Below are 16,235 nucleotides of genomic sequence, written 5' to 3'. Positions count from 1 at the left end.
CCCGCTCCCACGCCAGCACACAAATAATGGCGTGGGAGCGGGCTTGCCCCGCGATCATTTCAACCGGTTTTTACTGCTGTGCCCAAGGCACGATCGGAATCGCCGTCACCGCATTCTGCGGGCTGCCTTCGATCACCCGGTCGCTGTACACCAGGTACACCAGCGTATTGCGCTTCTTGTCGAGAAAACGCACCACCTGCATGGTCTTGAACACCAGCGAGGTGCGCTCCTTGAACACCTCCTCGCCATCTTTCAGCTCACCCTTGAAGTGGATCGGCCCGACCTGACGACAGGCGATCGACGCCTCGGCACGGTCCTCGGCCAAACCCAACCCACCTTTCAAGCCGCCGGTCTTGGCCCGCGACAGGTAGCAGGTCACGCCGTCGACCTTCGGGTCATCGAAGGCCTCGACTACGATCCGATCATTCGGCCCGACGAACTTGAACACGGTGGACACCTGGCCGATCTCCTCGGCCCCGGCCAGCATCGGCAGCAGCAGCGCCGTCACGGCAAACATCCTTTTCAGCACAGTGACCTCCTTCAGACCAGGACCAGGTTATCGCGGTGCACCAGCTCAGGCTCGGCGCTGTAGCCCAGCAGGCTCTCGATGGCATCGGACGGCTGGCCGATGATCTTTTGCGCCTCCAGGGCGCTGTAGTTGGCCAGGCCACGGGCCACTTCCAGGCCGTCGGGGCCGACGCAGACCACCATCTCGCCACGACGGAAGCTGCCCTGCACGGTCTTCACGCCGACCGGCAGCAGGCTCTTGTTCGATTCGCGCAAGGCCTTCACGGCACCGTCGTCGAGCACCAGGGTGCCACGGGTCTGCAGGTGACCAGCCAGCCACTGCTTGCGTGCGGCAAGCATGCCGCGCTCGGGCGACAGCAGGGTGCCCAGGCGCTCGCCGGCCTTCAGGCGATCCAGCACGCGCTCGATACGGCCACCGATGATGATGGTGTGGGCACCGGAACGGGCGGCCAGGCGCGCGGCGCGCAGCTTGGTCTGCATGCCGCCACGGCCCAGGGCGCCACCGGTACCGCCGGCCACGGCGTCCAGCGACGGGTCGTCGGCACGGGCTTCGTAGATCAGCTGGGCTTCGGGGTTGTTGCGCGGGTCTGCGTCGAACATGCCGTCACGGTCGGTGAGGATCACCAGCAGGTCGGCTTCCACCAGGTTGGCCACCAGGGCGGCCAAGGTGTCGTTGTCGCCGAAGCGGATCTCGTCGGTGACCACGGTGTCGTTCTCGTTGATCACCGGCACCACGCCCAGGTCGACCAGGGTGCGCAGGGTGCTGCGGGCATTGAGGTAGCGCTTGCGGTCGGAGAGGTCGTCGTGGGTCAGCAAGATCTGCGCGGTGTGCTTGCCGTGCTCGCCGAAGCTCGACTCCCAGGCCTGCACCAGGCGCATCTGGCCGATCGAGGCGGCGGCCTGCAGCTCGTTCATCGCGCTCGGTCGCGAGGTCCAGCCCAGCTGGCTCATGCCGGCGGCCACGGCCCCGGAGGAGACCAGCACCAGTTCCACGCCCGCTTCACGCAGGGCCACCATCTGCTCGACCCATATCGCCATGGCGCCGCGGTCGAGGCCCTTGCCATCGGCGGTCAGCAGCGCGCTGCCGATCTTCACGACCCAGCGCTTGGCGCCAGTCACCTTGCTTCGCATCTTCTCTTCCAACCTATGTCGAATCTGTAGATACCGTGGATACAAAAACGCCGCTCCAGAGAGCGGCGTTCAGTGTACTGCAACCGATCAGTCGCGCACGTAAATGATTTCCGGGCCGTCTTCGTCGTCCTCGAAATCATCCCAGTCGTCATCGTCGCCGATGTCGTGCACGCTCTTGACGCCGGTGCGGCGCAGGGTGCGGGCGTCATCCAGGGCCTGCAGCTGGGCACGGGCCTCGTCTTCGATGCGCTGGTCGAGCTCGGCCAGTTCCTCGGCGTAGGCCGGGTCGTTGGCCAGGCGGTCGGCGCGGTCTTCGAGGTAGCGCATCAGGTCGTGGCTGAGCTTCTCGGTGCCCTGCTTGGCGATGGCCGAGATCACATAGACCGGCCCCTCCCAGTTCAGGCGCTCGACCACTTCCTTGACGCGCTCGTCACGCTCGTCGTCCATGATCATGTCGGCCTTGTTCAGCACCAGCCAGCGCTCACGGTCGACCAGCGCCGGGCTGAACTGCGCCAGCTCGTTGATGATGATCTCGGCGGCATCGGCCGGGCTGCTGCCGTCCAGCGGCGCCAGGTCGACCAGGTGCAGCAGCACGCGGGTACGCGCCAGGTGCTTGAGGAAGCGGATACCCAGGCCGGCACCTTCGGAAGCGCCTTCGATCAGGCCGGGGATGTCGGCGATGACGAAGCTCTTCCAGCGGTCGACGCTGACCACGCCCAGGTTCGGCACCAGGGTGGTGAACGGGTAGTCGGCGACTTTCGGCTTGGCGGCCGAGACCGAACGGATGAAGGTGCTCTTGCCGGCGTTCGGCAGGCCCAGCAGGCCGACGTCGGCCAGGACCTTCATTTCCATCTTCAGGTCGCGCTGATCGCCAGGCTTGCCCGGGGTGGTCTGGCGCGGCGCACGGTTGGTGCTGGACTTGAAGCGGGTGTTGCCCAGGCCGTGCCAGCCGCCCTGGGCGACCATCAGCTTCTGGCCCGGGGTGATCAGGTCACCGATGACTTCCTGGGTGGCTGCGTCGATCACGGTGGTGCCCACCGGCACGCGCAGGAACAGGTCGTCGCCCTTCTTGCCGGTGCAGTCGGTGCTGCCGCCGTTGGAGCCGCGCTGGGCTTCGTGGTGGCGGGTGTAGCGATAGTCGACGAGGGTGTTGAGGTTCTCGTCGGCCACCATGTACACCGAACCGCCGTCGCCACCGTCACCGCCGTTGGGACCGCCGTTCTCGATGAATTTCTCGCGGCGGAAGCTCATGCAACCGTTGCCGCCGTCACCGGCCTTAACCCGGATCGATACTTCGTCTACAAACTTCATTCAAAACCGCCTCTCGTCGGATGACGAGTCGAAAACCAGAAAACCATGAGGCTCTTGCGAAGATGAGCGCGGCGGCCCCGTACGAACCAGAAACCAACGCCGGCAGCCCATTCAAACAGCTTTGCAAGAGGCTCACCACAAACGAAAAAGCCCCGTCGCATGACGGGGCTTCTGGAGCGACGTCGCGATTAAGCGGCGACGATGCTCACGTAACGGCGCATGAACTCGCCTTTCTTCTCGAACTTGATCACGCCCTCGATCTTGGCGAACAGGGTGTGATCCTTGCCCATGCCAACGCCGTAGCCAGCGTGGAATTCGGTGCCGCGCTGACGGACGATGATGTTGCCCGGCTTGATCACCTGGCCGCCATACATCTTGACGCCAAGGCGTTTAGATTCTGAGTCGCGACCGTTACGAGTACTACCACCAGCCTTCTTGTGAGCCATGGTTCAATTCTCCAATAAATTCAGGGGATCGGGGCGATTAAGCCTGGATACCGGTGATTTTGATTTCGGTGAACCACTGGCGGTGGCCCATGCGCTTCATGTGGTGCTTACGACGACGGAACTTGATGATGCGAACCTTGTCGTGGCGGCCTTGCGAAACGACTTCGGCCACTACTTTAGCACCAGCAACAACTGGAGCGCCGATGGTGACTTCTTCACCGTTGGCGACCAGCAGGACGCGATCGAAGGTCACGGATTCGCCAGTGGCGACTTCCAGTTTTTCGATCTTGAGGAATTCACCTTCAGCGACTTTGTACTGCTTGCCGCCGGTAACGATTACTGCGTAAGACATGGTATTTCTCCGATAATCCTGCTCACCCAGCGCTTTATATGATGAGTATTGGCTGGCATGGCTGCACAGGGCTGGAACGGCCCGGTGCAATTGCGTAAGGCAGGTGCTGCCCAGGAAGTTAGGGTGCGCGATTGTACGCAACCCCATAAATGCTTGCAAGTACTGGCCAGGGCCCACGGGCACCGCGCCTTGACACACCGGTACCTGCGACCTAGCATGCCGCGCAACCTCAATGGAGCAGCCGATGCAACCCCAATCCTTCTACCGCGCGGTAGCTGATGATTTCAGCGCCGTCGACGAGATCATCAAGAAGCAGCTGACCTCGCGCGTCCCGCTGGTATCGAAGATCGGCGACTATATCACGTCCGCCGGCGGCAAGCGCCTGCGCCCGCTGCTGGTGCTGCTGTGCGGCAAGGCCCTGGGCCGCGAAGGCGACGACCTGCGCCTGCTGGCAGCGACCATCGAGTTCCTGCACACCGCCACCCTGCTGCACGACGACGTGGTCGACATGTCCGGCATGCGCCGTGGCCGCTCCACCGCCAACGCCCTGTGGGGCAACGCGCCGAGCGTGCTGGTGGGCGACTTCCTCTATTCGCGCTCGTTCGAGATGATGGTCGAGCTGGGCTCGATGCCGGTCATGCAGATCCTCTCCAAGGCCACCCGGGTGATCGCCGAGGGCGAGGTGTTGCAACTGTCGCGGGTGCGCGACGCCAGCACCACCGAAGAGGTGTACATGGACGTCATCCGCGGCAAGACCGCGATGCTGTTCGAGGCCTCGACCCACAGCGCCGCCGCGCTGGCCGGCGCCACCGACGAGCAGCGCGAAGCCCTGCGCACCTTCGGCGACCACCTGGGCGTGGCCTTCCAGCTGGTCGACGACCTGCTGGACTACAAGGGCGACTCCGAGACCCTGGGCAAGAACGTCGGCGACGACCTGGCCGAAGGCAAGCCGACCCTGCCGCTGATCTACACCATGCGCGAAGGCACCCCGGAGCAGGCCGCGCTGGTGCGCCAGGCGATCCAGAAGGGTGGTCTGGAAGACCTGGAGCAGATCCGCATCGCCGTCGAGGCGTCCGGCGCCCTGGACTACACCGCGCAGATGGCCCGCGACTACGTCGCCCGTGCCATCGCCTGCCTGGAAGTGCTGCCGGCCAGCGAGTACCGGGATGCCCTGGTCGAGCTGAGCGAGTTCGCGGTCGCACGCACCCACTGATTCATCGCAACACCCTCATCGCGGGGCAAGCCCGCTCCCACGAAGCCTGTAGCGCTTTTGTGGGAGCGGGCTTGCCCCGCGATGCATTTGTGCAGCCAGCACCAAAACCTTATACAATGTGCGCCTTTACCCGCCTGTACTTGAAAGGAAACGCCGTGAGCACTCTGCCACCCTGCCCCAAATGCAACTCCGAATACACCTATGAGGATGGCACCCAACTGATCTGCCCCGAATGCGCCCACGAGTGGTCGGCCAGCGGCGAAGCCGAAGCCGCCAGCGACGATGTGGTGAAGAAGGATTCGGTCGGCAACGTCCTGCAGGACGGCGACACCGTCACCGTGATCAAGGACCTCAAGGTCAAGGGATCGTCCCTGGTGGTCAAGGTCGGTACCAAGGTCAAGAACATCCGTCTGTGCGATGGCGACCACGACATCGACTGCAAGATCGACGGCATCGGCGCGATGAAGCTCAAGTCCGAGTTCGTGCGCAAGGTCTGATCCCCTGCCCCTCGGGGCTGCCCAGCGGGCGGCCCTGACAGATCCTGCAACAGGATCGCCTGCACCATTCGGAAGATTTCTTCCAATAGTCCCTTGCTATTTTGATAATAAGAATTATTCTCATTGGAAACGCTATCCAAGGAGAATAGCCATGACCTATCTGATCGACGCCTGGCTCGACCGCCCCCACCCCTACCTGCGCATCCTGCATCGCGAGACCGGCGAAGTGTGCGCCGTGCTCGAGGAAGACGCGCTCGACGAACTGCGTGACCAGGGTGACCTGGACCTCACGGGGCTGAATTCGAGTGAACCCGGGGTGCTCAAGGAGCTGGTGAGGAATCTGTTTCTGTTCTGCTATGCGCGGGCGTTGCGCCCGGGGGGAACGGATTGGAACTGAAAGGCATCGCGGGGCAAGCCCGCTCCCACGAGGTAGCAGAGCACCAGTGGGAGCGGGCTTGCCCCGCGATCAGGCATTACAGAACGTCGAGCAGCTCGACGTCGAACACCAGGGTGCTGTGCGGCGGGATGCTGCCGACGCCCTGGGCGCCGTAGGCCAGCTCGCTCGGCACGTACAGACGCCATTTGCTGCCGGCGTTCATCAGCTGCAGGGCCTCGGTCCAGCCGGCGATCACGCCACCGACCGGGAATTCGGCTGGCTGGCCGCGATCGTAGGAGCTGTCGAACACGGTGCCGTCGATCAGGGTACCGTGGTAGTGGGTACGCACGTTGTCTTCGCGGGTCGGCTTGGCGCCCTCGCCTGCGGTCAGCACTTCGTACTGCAGGCCCGAGGCCAGGGTCACGATGCCTTCGCGCTTGGCGTTGAAGGCCAGGAAGTCCTTGCCGGCGGCAGCGGCGGCTTCGGCCTTGGCAGCGGCTTCGGCCTGCATCACTTCGCGGATGACCTTGAAGGCGGCCGACAGGTCTTCTTCGCTGACGCGGCTGTCAGCGCCGTTGAAGGCGTCGGTCAGGCCGGCAACGATAGCGTTCAGGTTGACGCCAGGTGGCGGGTTGTCACGCAACTGGCCGCCCAGTTGGCGGCCGATGCCGTAGCTGACGCGGGATTCGTCGGTGGACAGGTTGAGTTCGGACATTGGCTTGCTCCGCTTAAGGGCGCACTGCATCCGCGCCCTAATGAAAAGGGCGAGCAGCCTAGCACACTGGTGCCGCGCGAAGCAGCTACCAGGCCGAACGCTGGGAAATCGGGACCTTGAGGTCTTCTTCCGGGTGCAGGCCCAGGCCGCACATCTCATCCTGCACGGACCAGTGCACCAGGTTCATCGACAGCAGGGGAAGCGCTTGCAGGAGCTGACGCGCATCTTCGACAGAGTGCACACGCAGACGCTTGCCACGCGCATCGTCCAATGGGTGGGCACGGCCCTTGACCCGGGCCTCGAGCAGGTAGTCACCGCCTTCGATGGCGATCAGGTTGAGTTCGTCGACATGGCCAGCCCTGGCCTCGGTATTGAGCTGATGCAGGTTCATGGGCGTACCTCGCTGCGGGAACCACGCATGAGTGCTCATTTTTTGTACAGAACCTTGGATTAGACAAGGCACCGCTCGTCAGTTGCAGCGCATTGCCTTCTTCGCGGGTAAACCCGCTCCCACAGGGTTGGCAGAGAACCTGTGGGAGCGGGTTTACCCGCGAATGGCCCTTGCAGGCATCAGTGCTTGGTAATGCGATCCAGGTAACCCATGACGAACGCCGAGATGACGAAGGTCATATGGATGATCACGTACCACATCAGGTAGTCGGTGGAGATGTTCTGCGCATCCATGAACACCCGCAGCAGGTGGATCGAGGAGATGGCGACGATGGACGCGGCGACTTTCATCTTCAGCGAAGAGGAGTCCATCTTGCCCAGCCAGTTGAGCTTTTCCTTGCTGTCGTCGATGTCCAGTTGCGAGACGAAGTTCTCGTAGCCGGAGATCATCACCATCACCAGCAAACCGCCGACCAGCGACATGTCGATCAGCGACAGGATCACCAGGATCAGGTCGGCTTCGGCGAGGCTGAAGACGTTGGGCAGGACATGGATGATTTCCTGGAAGAACTTCAGGGCCAGTGCCAGCAGGCCCAGCGAGAGGCCGAAATAGATAGGGGCGAGCAGCCAGCGCGAGGCATACATCGCGTTTTCGAGGATACGTTCCATGGACAGTAGGGGGACTCGTGAAGTGACTGGAATAGCGAGCGCGAGTATAGCCAGCCACCTGTGACAGCAAAAGCCTGCGGTCGGTTGCCGCAGTGCATCGTGCGAGCAGCCTTTGTGGAGGCGACTTCGTGGGAGCGGGCTTGCCCCGCGATGGCGCCAGCCACGCTGTCACAATGGCCAGGCCGGGCCTTTATCGCGGGGCAAGCCCGCTCCCACGGGAACCTGGTTGCACAGGAAAAACGCTCAGGTCTCCGGATGGAACTGATAGTCCCCAAGATTGCGGCACCGCTCACCGTTGATCCGACGCAACTGCGCCTGCAGGTGCAGGCACCAGATCTGCGGGTCTTCCGCGACCTGATAGCCATGAAGGGTGAGGCTGTCGACGATGGCGTTCATCACCGACTCGGCCACCATCGGCCCATGGAACGGGCCCTGGGCCTTGATCGCCGAGGGTTGTTCACCGGCCATGCCGGCGGCGAACAGCAAGGTCCACATGCCGTTGTCCCCGGCCAGCGGACGGATGCTGCATTCGATGCGGGTCACCAGGCCCAGGCACTGGCGGGTGAGGCTGAGGTTGCGCATGGCGGCGTCCCCTCTGTAAAGCCCTGTTCAGCCTGAAACCCTCAGGCTGTTTCCATCCTGAACCCTGACAACGTCCTTAAGTTCCACTTTAGCCGACCCGAGGGAAAAGTTGGAAAACCGGCGCTGAACGGTAGCACATGGCCGCCAACGCCGGTTTATTGACTCAAGCAGGCTTGGCCTGGGCGATGACCTCCTCCATGCGCTCCTTCTCGGCCTCCTTGATCTCTTCCTCGCTGATCATCTCGGCGATCACCCGCAGGCGCTCGACCACCCGGGCGTTGACGCTGCCCTCGGCAAACTCGCCCTTGTCGTCGACCGCGCCGGCTTCCTCGCCGACCAGCAGGCTCAGCGCCTCGTCGGCCTGGCTGACGGCGTAGACATGGAAGCGCCCGGCCTCGACCGCCTGTACCACCCGCTCGTCGAGCATCAACGTGGCGACGTTGGCCCGCGGGATGATCACGCCCTGCTCGCCGGTCAGGCCACGGGCCTCGCAGAGGCGGAAGAAGCCTTCGATCTTCTCGTTGACCCCGCCGACCGCCTGTACCTCGCCGAACTGGTTGATCGAGCCGGTGATGGCGAAGCACTGCTTGAGCGGGGTGCGCGACAGCGCCGAGATCAACGTGCAGGCCTCGCCCAGCGAGGCGCTGTCGCCGTCGACGTAGCCGTAGGACTGCTCCAGGGCGATGCTCGCCGAAATCGCCAGGGGGAACTCCTGGGCATAGCGGCTGCCCAGGTAGCCGGTGAGGATCATCACCCCCTTGGAGTGGATCGGCTGCCCGAGGTTGACCTCGCGCTCGATGTCGACGATGCCGCTGCCACCCGGATAGACCGTGGCGGAAATCCGCGCTGGCATGCCGAACGCCGAATCACCGACCTCGAGCACGGTCAGGCCGTTGCACTTGCCGATTGCCGCGCCTTCGGTATCGATCAGGATGATCCCGGCGAGCATGTCGTCGAGCACCCGCTGCGAGACCCGCCCGGTGCGCTGAGCCTTGGCCTTGAGCGCGCGCTCGATGTGGCCTGCGTCGGTCATGGCCTCGTTGGCCAGCTGGCGGATGAAATCCGCCTCGCTGACCAGCTGGAACAAATCGCCGATCCGCGCCGACAGCCGCGACTGGTTCTCGGCCAGGCGCGCGCTGTAGGTGGCCAGGCGCGCCACCGCGTCGCTGGTCAGCGGCGCCATGCCTTCTTCGTTGGTGCGGGTGCGCAACAGCTGGGCGAACTGCTCCAGGTTCTCGTCAACCATCGGCATGTCTTCGTCGAAGTCCACCAGCACCCGGAACATCTCCTGGAAGTCCGAGTCGTGGTCCTGCAGCGCGTAGTACAGCTGGCGCGAGCCGATGATCACCAGCTTGACGCTGAGCGGGATCACCTGCGGCGTCAGGCTGACGGTGGCGACGCGGCCCAGTTCGCCCAGCGGCGACTCCATCTTCAGCTTGCGCGATTGCAGGGCGCGCTTGAGGGCGTCCCAGACGAACGGCTCGCCGAGCATCTTCTCCGCTTCCAGGATCAGGAAGCCGCCATTGGCGCGGTGCAATGCCCCCGCGCGCAGCTGGCGGTAGGAGGTGTACAACGCGCCCTGGTCGGTGCTGTATTCGATGCGGCCGAACAGGTTGTCGTAAGTCGGATGCGGCTCGAACACCACCGGCGCCCCGCCCTTTCCGGGATGGCCAACCACCAGGTTGGGCGCGTACTGCTCTTCGAGCATCTTGCGCGCCACGGCGTCGGTCTTGCTGTCGTCGACCAGCTGTTCGACCACGGTGCGTAGCAGGTTCAACTGCATCGATTGCAAGTAGGCGCACACCGCGGCGTTTTCCGCGTATTTCTCCGACAGCGGCGCCAGCAGCGGCTGCAGGGCGAGGGTGATGGTCTCTTCATTGAGCTGGCGCAACTGGTTGCTCGACTCGCGCTTCCACTGCGGCAGGCTGGACAGCTCCTCGTTCAGCCGGTCCTCGAGCGCGGCGATGTCTTCATGGAAGCGCTCGCGCACCTCCTCCGGCAGTTGGGCAAACTCGGCCTCGTCCAGCGCCTTGCCATCTGCCATGGGGGTAAAGGCGACATTGCTGCTGTCGCGGTACAACGCCACGTCCTTTTCCAGCGAGGCCCGCTCGATCACGTCCAGCGCCCGGTCGTAGCGCTGGTTGAAGGCGCGGTCGATGGCGCTCTTCTTCTGCTGGTACGACGGGTGCTCGAACACCGCCGGGAAGGTGGCCAGCAGGTTGTCGATCAGCCCGTTCATGTCGTTGATGAACTCATGGGCGCTGCCGGACGGCAGCTCGAGGGCACGGGGCTCGCGGGAGTCCTCGAAGTTGTTGACGTACAGCCAGTCGGCCGGGGTGTGCTGGCGCTTGCCTTCTGCCTTGAGGTAACGCTTGACGAACGAGAAACGGCCCGTGCCGGGCTCGCCCATCACATACACGTTGTAACCGGGGCGTGGCATGGCCACGCCGAACTGCAGGGCCTCGACGGCACGCTCCTGGCCCAGGACGCCACGAAACGGCTCCAGGTCGTCGGTGTTGGAGAAAGCGAACTGTTCAGCGGAGAAACGCCGGGTCAGGGCTTCGGGCGCGAGACGCAGGCGCGAGGCGACAGGATCGGGCATTGGGTTTCCTTACTTCGGCGGGGCGGATGAAAGGCATTCTGGCGCTGCCAGCGCGCAGCGGCAAGGCTCCGTGGGACTTTATGTCACAGCCCAACATGGCCGATCGCGCAAGCAATTTTTCGCAATAAACAACGCAACCTTTGGATCGTGCCTAAACTCCAAGCTGCGCAGGGGGATGGAAATCCTCCCGCCTTGGCAACTACGTTGCCAGAACCCTGACCATTGGTACGTCACTTGAGAAAGAGAACAACGCTATGAAACGGATTCTTCTGGGTACTCTGTTCGCCGCTGTCTCGATCAACGCCATGGCCGAAGCGCCGGGCGGCCCGAACTGCGGCTGGGGCAACCTGCTGTTCGAGGGCCAGCGCGGCACACCGGCCCACTTCCTGGCTTCCACCACCAACGGCACCTCCGGCAACGCAACCTTCGGCATGACCTCGGGCACCAACGGCTGCTCGACCAAGGCCGCGCTCACCTATGGCGGCAAATCCTGGTTTGCCATGAACGGCATGATGAACGAGCTCTCCGAAGACATGGCCCAGGGCCAGGGCGAAGCCCTGACCACCTATGCCGTGGTCCTCGGTGTGGCCCCTGAAGACCGCGCGCGCTTCGCCGCCGTCACCCACGAGCACTTCCAGCAGATCTTCAGCAGCGCCGACGTGACTGCCGAAACTGTCCACTCCAACACCCTGGCCGTGCTCAAGAGCGACCCACAACTGGCCAAGTACGCCACCGAGGCTTAAGTACCACGCCTCCCGCCCCGGCAGCGGGGCGGGCTTGGCGCTTCACCTTCCGGCATCATCAGGATGTAGTTGCCCGACATGTTCAAACGCCTCGCTCCCCTGGCGCTGCTCGTCAGCGCACCGATTCATGCCGCGCCACAGCTCGACCCGGCCCGCGTCCAGCAGTTGGCGGCCACGCCCTACTGGATCGCCCTCGGGCACTACGAAACCGCCAAGCTCGGCGGCTGGCGCAGCTATGTGGACGACAAACGCTATTTCCTCGCCGAGGATGGCGCCCACCATCCCGACCAGGAGCTGCAGGCCACCGTCGCCGCCCTGTACGCCCCAACCAGCCTGGGCGACAAGCATGCCCAATGCGTGTTCCCCGCGCGTACCCGCTGGCTGCGCGAACAGCTGAACCTCAGCGACCTGCCGAGCCCGGACTGCCAGGAGTTCAAGACCTGGTACACATCCATCGACCCGCACAGCGCGACGCTGATCTTCCCGGCGGCCTATCTCAACAGCCCGTCGTCGATGTTCGGCCACACGCTGCTGCGTATCGACCAGTCCAACACCCGTCGCGACGACACCACGCTGCTCAGCTACGCGATCAACTTCGGCGCCTATATCGAAGGCAGCGACAACAGCATCCTCTACGCCTGGAAAGGCCTGATGGGCGGTTATCCCGGGCTGTTCGCGATGATGCCCTACCAAGAGAAGCTGTCCGAGTACCGCAGCCTGGAAAACCGCGACCTTTGGGAATACCAGTTGGACCTGACGCCCGAGGAGACCGGACGCATGGTCGAGCACGTGTGGGAGCTCAAGCAGATCAAGTTCGACTACTTCTTCTTCGACGAGAACTGCTCCTACCGCCTGCTGGAACTGCTGCAGGTGGCGCGCCCGAGCCTGGACCTGACCTCGCAGTTCCCGCTGACCGCCATTCCCACCGACACGGTCAAGGCGGTCAAGCAATCGGGGTTGGTCTCCGATGTGCGCTACCGCCCCTCCCGCGAGCGCGAACTGCTGGCCCGCGCCGAGCCGCTGGACCATGAGGAAAAACAGCAGGTGCTGGCCATCAGCGCCGATACCGCTCAGTTGCAGAGCCCCGACTTCACCGCCCTGCCCCGCGAACGCCAGGCGCTGGTGCAGGATGCCGCCTATCGCCTGGAGCGCTACCGGGCCAACGGCCAGGAACGCGACCCGGCCCAGGCCGCGCGCAGTTTCGAGCTGCTCAGGGCGATCAACCGCAACCCGCCGCCACCGCTGGCGATCGAGCGCCCAGGCCTGCCCGAGGACGGCCATCAGTCGCGCACCTGGCAACTGGGCGTCGGCAGCCGCGAAGACCGCGCCTATGCCGAGTACGGCCTGCGCATGGCCTACCACGACCTCAACGACAACCTGTACGGCTTCCCGCTGGGCGCGCAGATCGAGATCCTCCAGCTCAAGCTGCGCCAGTACGAGGGCAACGACTGGCAGGTGCAGCGCCTGGACCTGGCCACCATCCGCTCACTGACCCCACGCAATGAGTTGCTCAAGCCCTGGTCGTGGCAGGTTGCCGGGGGCCTGGAGCGGGTGCCGGGCAAGCACGACGACGAGGTGCTGGTCAGTCATGTCAATGGCGGCGCTGGCGGTACCTGGCAGCTGGGCGACGACCTGCTTGGCTTCGCCCTGGGCACAGTGCGGGTGGAACACCACAATGATTTCGCCGAATTCATTTCGCCCGCGGCCGGGTTCAATGGCGGGCTGCTATGGCGCAATGGGCTGGGCAACCTGACCTTGGAGGCCAAGGGTGACTACTTCACCAATGGCGAGGTAAGGCGCAGCATCAGCCTGAACCAGCAGTGGGAAATCAGCCGGGACCTGGGGCTGAGGTTGAGCGCTTCGCGGCAGTTCAGTCATCTGGCCACGGCGCAGAACGAGGTGATGCTGGAGCTCAAGTGGTACCAATACTGATCAACGTGACCTTCCTCGTGGAAGCGGGCTTGCCCCGCGATATGTCTGCTGGCTTATCGCGGGGCAAGCCCGCTCCCACGACTGCGCCGCAATCCTTCGACAGCGTTTTGACATCGCGCCGACAATTCACCCCCTAGACTTTCCACCATTACGTCAAAGGTCTTGTGGATATGTCGCGGTATTGGTTGGGCCTGTGTGTCGCATTGCTGCTGGCGGGATGCGAGACCACCCATGAACAGATGGTCAACCAGGGCTATCCCCCCGCCTACGCCGACGGCTTCCAGGACGGCTGCAGCAGCGGTCGCCAGGCCGCCGGGCTGATGGCCGGCGACTTTCGCAAGGATGTCCCGCGCTACCTGCACAACCGCCAGTACGAAAGCGGCTGGGACGACGGCTTTCGCCAGTGCCACGCGATGCAGTCCAACGAAGACCTGCGCGAATACCGCGAACGCTACTGGGACGAGCGCGACCGCGAGTGGCAGCAGGAAAAGGACCAGGACGCCGCCCGCGCCTATCGCCGCAAGTGACGTCGCAAACGGACAACCGATGCAACCCACAACCTGCCACCATGGTCTCCAGTACAAGGAGGCCCCTGTATGAGCCGAGCATTCGTCAACGAGGACCAGGCCGCCGCCCAGGCCAGCCAGCCGGTGGAGCGACGGGTCAGCGACCAGCCCAACTATGTCACCGCCACCGGTCTTGCCCAGTTGCAGCAACGACTGGCCGCGCTCAATGCGTTGCGCGGCGAACTGCAGGCGCAGGGCGAGCGGGCCGACCAACAGCGATTGGCCGATACCGAGCGCGACCTGCGCTACTTCAACGCCCGCGTACAAAGTGCGCAGGTGGTGCCTGCGGCCACGTCCACGGAGAAGGTACAGATTGGCAGCCGGGTGCGATTCGTCGATGAGGATGGCCGGGAGCATCAGGTGCAACTGGTGGGTGAGGACCAGGCTGACGCGGTGCATGGATTGATCAATTGGGGTTCACCGCTGGGGCGGGCGTTGCTGGGGGCCGGGCCTGGGGATGAGGTGTTGTGGCGAAGGCCGGCGGGGGATCAGATGATCGAGATTATTGGAATCGAGGTTGAGGGTTGAGGGGCTGCTTTGCAGCCCTTTCGCGGCACAAGGCCGTTCCTACAGGAATGCGCAATACCCTGTAGGAGCGGCCTTGTGCCGCGAAAGGGCCGCAGAGCGGCCCCCTGCGATCCGAGATCAGACCACGCCCTGCGCCAGCATGGCATCGGCGACCTTCACGAAGCCCGCGATGTTGGCGCCTTTCACATAGTTGATGCTGCCATCAGCCTCTTCCCCATAATGCACGCACGCATGGTGGATCGACTGCATGATGTGGTGCAGCTTGCTGTCCACCTCGCCCGCGGTCCACAGCAGGCGCATGGCGTTCTGCGACATCTCCAGACCCGACACGGCCACGCCGCCGGCGTTGGAAGCCTTGCCCGGCGCATAGAGGATGCCGGCCTCGATGAAGATATCCACAGCCTCCAGGGTGGTCGGCATGTTGGCCCCCTCGGCCACGCAGATGCAGCCGTTGCGCAGCAGGGTACGGGCGTCCTCGGCGTTCAGTTCGTTCTGGGTGGCGCATGGCAGGGCGATGTCGCACGGCAGGGACCATGGTGTCTGGCCCTTGCGGAACTCCAGGCCGAACTGCACGGCCAGCTCGCTGAGACGTCCGCGCTTGACGTTCTTCAGCTCCATCAGCGCATCCCATTGCGCGTCGCTCAGGCCGGCTTCGCAGAACAGCGTGCCTTCGGAGTCGGACAGCGAGATCACCTTGCCGCCCAGGTCCATGACCTTGCGCGCGGCGTACTGGGCGACGTTACCGGAGCCGGAGATTGCCACGCGGCGACCGTCGATGCGCTTGTCCTGGCGCTTGAGCATCTCTTCGGCGAAGTACACGCAACCGTAGCCGGTGGCCTCCGGGCGGATCAGGCTGCCGCCGTAGGTCATGCCCTTGCCGGTCAGCACCGAGGTGAACTGGTTGGCCAGGCGCTTGTACTGTCCGAACAGGAAGCCGATCTCGCGGGCGCCGACACCAATGTCACCGGCCGGCACGTCAAGGTCGGCACCGATGTGACGGTACAGCTCGCTCATGAACGCCTGGCAGAAGCGCATCACTTCGGCGTCGCTCTTGCCCTTCGGGTCGAAGTCCGAACCACCCTTGCCGCCGCCCATGGGCAGCGACGTCAGCGAGTTCTTGAACACCTGCTCGAAGGCCAGGAACTTGAGCACGCCCAGGTTCACCGACGGGTGGAAGCGCAGGCCGCCCTTGTACGGGCCGATGGCGCTGCTCATCTGGATGCGGTAGCCGCGGTTGACCTGGACCTTGCCCTGGTCATCGACCCACGACACGCGGAACAGCACGGCGCGCTCGGGCTCGACCATGCGCTCGAGAATACCGGCCTTGAGGTAGTGAGGGTTTTGTTCGAGGAACGGCCACAGGCTGCGTAGCACTTCTTCCACGGCCTGGTGGAATTCGGGCTGGGCCGGATCGCGCTGCTGCAGGCGGGCCAGGAAATCGTCGACAGATTCGATCATGGTAGACATCTCACCAAGAGGGATTGTTTTTGGTTTTTTCCCGAATGTACCAAGAACCAATCGCACTGGAACAGGGCGAGATGTCGTTTTTATGAAATTATTTGGTGCATTTTCTATAAGTGTATACAGAATCAATGACTGGTTCGTGGGAGCGGGCTTGCCCCGCGATTGCCTGAACGCGAGCCATCGCGGGGCA

18 protein-coding genes are annotated in these 16,235 nt (G+C 63.8%); 7 read left to right on the top strand and 11 right to left on the bottom strand.

Translation table 11 applies throughout. The features are described from left to right. Nucleotides 1-70 precede the first annotated feature (70 nt). From VUG52_RS04255 to rplU, 5 genes are all read right to left on the bottom strand, one after another. Nucleotides 71-517, bottom strand: coding sequence for a CreA family protein (locus VUG52_RS04255; protein ID WP_050706887.1), 447 nt, complete (start codon nt 515-517; stop codon nt 71-73). A gap of 23 nt (nt 518-540) precedes the next feature. Beyond that, nucleotides 541-1,659 (bottom strand): glutamate 5-kinase, encoded by a 1,119-nt coding sequence (gene proB / locus VUG52_RS04250; protein ID WP_050706888.1) that lies wholly within the window; start codon nt 1,657-1,659, stop codon nt 541-543. Nucleotides 1,660-1,746: 87 nt separating this feature from the next. Then, entirely contained in the window at nt 1,747-2,970 is a 1,224-nt protein-coding gene (gene cgtA / locus VUG52_RS04245; protein ID WP_050706889.1) for an Obg family GTPase CgtA, read from the bottom strand. Between the two features lie 188 nt (nt 2,971-3,158). Further along, nucleotides 3,159-3,416 (bottom strand): 50S ribosomal protein L27, encoded by a 258-nt coding sequence (gene rpmA / locus VUG52_RS04240; RefSeq protein WP_003247464.1) that lies wholly within the window; start codon nt 3,414-3,416, stop codon nt 3,159-3,161. Between the two features lie 37 nt (nt 3,417-3,453). Continuing rightward, nucleotides 3,454-3,768 (bottom strand): 50S ribosomal protein L21, encoded by a 315-nt coding sequence (gene rplU / locus VUG52_RS04235; protein ID WP_003247466.1) that lies wholly within the window; start codon nt 3,766-3,768, stop codon nt 3,454-3,456. A gap of 244 nt (nt 3,769-4,012) precedes the next feature. Here rplU and VUG52_RS04230 point away from each other — a divergent pair, with 244 nt between their 5' ends. The 3 genes from VUG52_RS04230 to VUG52_RS04220 all read left to right on the top strand — a co-directional run bounded on the left by VUG52_RS04230 (nt 4,013) and on the right by VUG52_RS04220 (nt 5,875). Beyond that, complete coding sequence (locus VUG52_RS04230; protein WP_186712958.1) at nt 4,013-4,981, top strand: polyprenyl synthetase family protein; 969 nt, start codon at nt 4,013-4,015, stop codon at nt 4,979-4,981. Between the two features lie 155 nt (nt 4,982-5,136). Next, on the top strand, nt 5,137-5,478 hold the full coding sequence (locus VUG52_RS04225; RefSeq protein WP_023382397.1) for a zinc ribbon domain-containing protein YjdM: 342 nt from the start codon (nt 5,137-5,139) through the stop codon (nt 5,476-5,478). Nucleotides 5,479-5,629: 151 nt separating this feature from the next. Then, nucleotides 5,630-5,875 (top strand): PA4570 family protein, encoded by a 246-nt coding sequence (locus VUG52_RS04220; protein WP_028691179.1) that lies wholly within the window; start codon nt 5,630-5,632, stop codon nt 5,873-5,875. A gap of 76 nt (nt 5,876-5,951) precedes the next feature. Here the strand turns inward: VUG52_RS04220 and VUG52_RS04215 are convergent, their stop codons facing one another. The 5 genes from VUG52_RS04215 to VUG52_RS04195 form a co-directional block, all read right to left on the bottom strand. Continuing rightward, nucleotides 5,952-6,569 carry an FKBP-type peptidyl-prolyl cis-trans isomerase gene (locus VUG52_RS04215; protein WP_050706891.1) on the bottom strand — a complete coding sequence of 206 codons (618 nt, stop codon included), beginning with the start codon at nt 6,567-6,569 and terminating at the stop codon, nt 5,952-5,954. A gap of 85 nt (nt 6,570-6,654) precedes the next feature. Beyond that, on the bottom strand, nt 6,655-6,960 hold the full coding sequence (locus VUG52_RS04210; protein ID WP_186712960.1) for a DUF6482 family protein: 306 nt from the start codon (nt 6,958-6,960) through the stop codon (nt 6,655-6,657). A gap of 179 nt (nt 6,961-7,139) precedes the next feature. Continuing rightward, a complete protein-coding gene (locus VUG52_RS04205; RefSeq protein ID WP_050706893.1) occupies nt 7,140-7,628 on the bottom strand; it encodes a TIGR00645 family protein in 489 nt (162 codons plus the stop codon). A 243-nt stretch (nt 7,629-7,871) separates the two neighbouring features. Next, entirely contained in the window at nt 7,872-8,210 is a 339-nt protein-coding gene (locus VUG52_RS04200; RefSeq protein ID WP_023631147.1) for a PA4575 family protein, read from the bottom strand. Nucleotides 8,211-8,373: 163 nt separating this feature from the next. Continuing rightward, entirely contained in the window at nt 8,374-10,812 is a 2,439-nt protein-coding gene (locus VUG52_RS04195; protein ID WP_050706894.1) for a Lon protease family protein, read from the bottom strand. 254 nt (nt 10,813-11,066) lie between these two features. Here VUG52_RS04195 and VUG52_RS04190 point away from each other — a divergent pair, with 254 nt between their 5' ends. From VUG52_RS04190 to VUG52_RS04175, 4 genes are all read left to right on the top strand, one after another. After that, a complete protein-coding gene (locus VUG52_RS04190) occupies nt 11,067-11,555 on the top strand; it encodes a DUF3015 domain-containing protein (protein ID WP_028691183.1) in 489 nt (162 codons plus the stop codon). A gap of 78 nt (nt 11,556-11,633) precedes the next feature. After that, nucleotides 11,634-13,487 (top strand): Lnb N-terminal periplasmic domain-containing protein, encoded by a 1,854-nt coding sequence (locus VUG52_RS04185; RefSeq protein ID WP_050706895.1) that lies wholly within the window; start codon nt 11,634-11,636, stop codon nt 13,485-13,487. Between the two features lie 170 nt (nt 13,488-13,657). Further along, complete coding sequence (locus VUG52_RS04180; protein WP_050706896.1) at nt 13,658-14,014, top strand: hypothetical protein; 357 nt, start codon at nt 13,658-13,660, stop codon at nt 14,012-14,014. Between the two features lie 69 nt (nt 14,015-14,083). Continuing rightward, a complete protein-coding gene (locus VUG52_RS04175) occupies nt 14,084-14,581 on the top strand; it encodes a GreA/GreB family elongation factor (RefSeq protein WP_220689973.1) in 498 nt (165 codons plus the stop codon). Between the two features lie 117 nt (nt 14,582-14,698). Here the strand turns inward: VUG52_RS04175 and gdhA are convergent, their stop codons facing one another. Then, nucleotides 14,699-16,039: an NADP-specific glutamate dehydrogenase gene (gdhA, locus tag VUG52_RS04170; protein ID WP_050706899.1), complete on the bottom strand. Its 1,341-nt coding sequence runs from the start codon at nt 16,037-16,039 to the stop codon at nt 14,699-14,701. Nucleotides 16,040-16,235: the final 196 nt, after the last annotated feature.

Source organism: Pseudomonas sp. LH21 (assembly GCF_036549575.1).
GTDB lineage: Bacteria > Pseudomonadota > Gammaproteobacteria > Pseudomonadales > Pseudomonadaceae > Aquipseudomonas > Aquipseudomonas peradeniyensis.
This window is presented reverse-complemented; position numbering and strand designations above follow the sequence as displayed.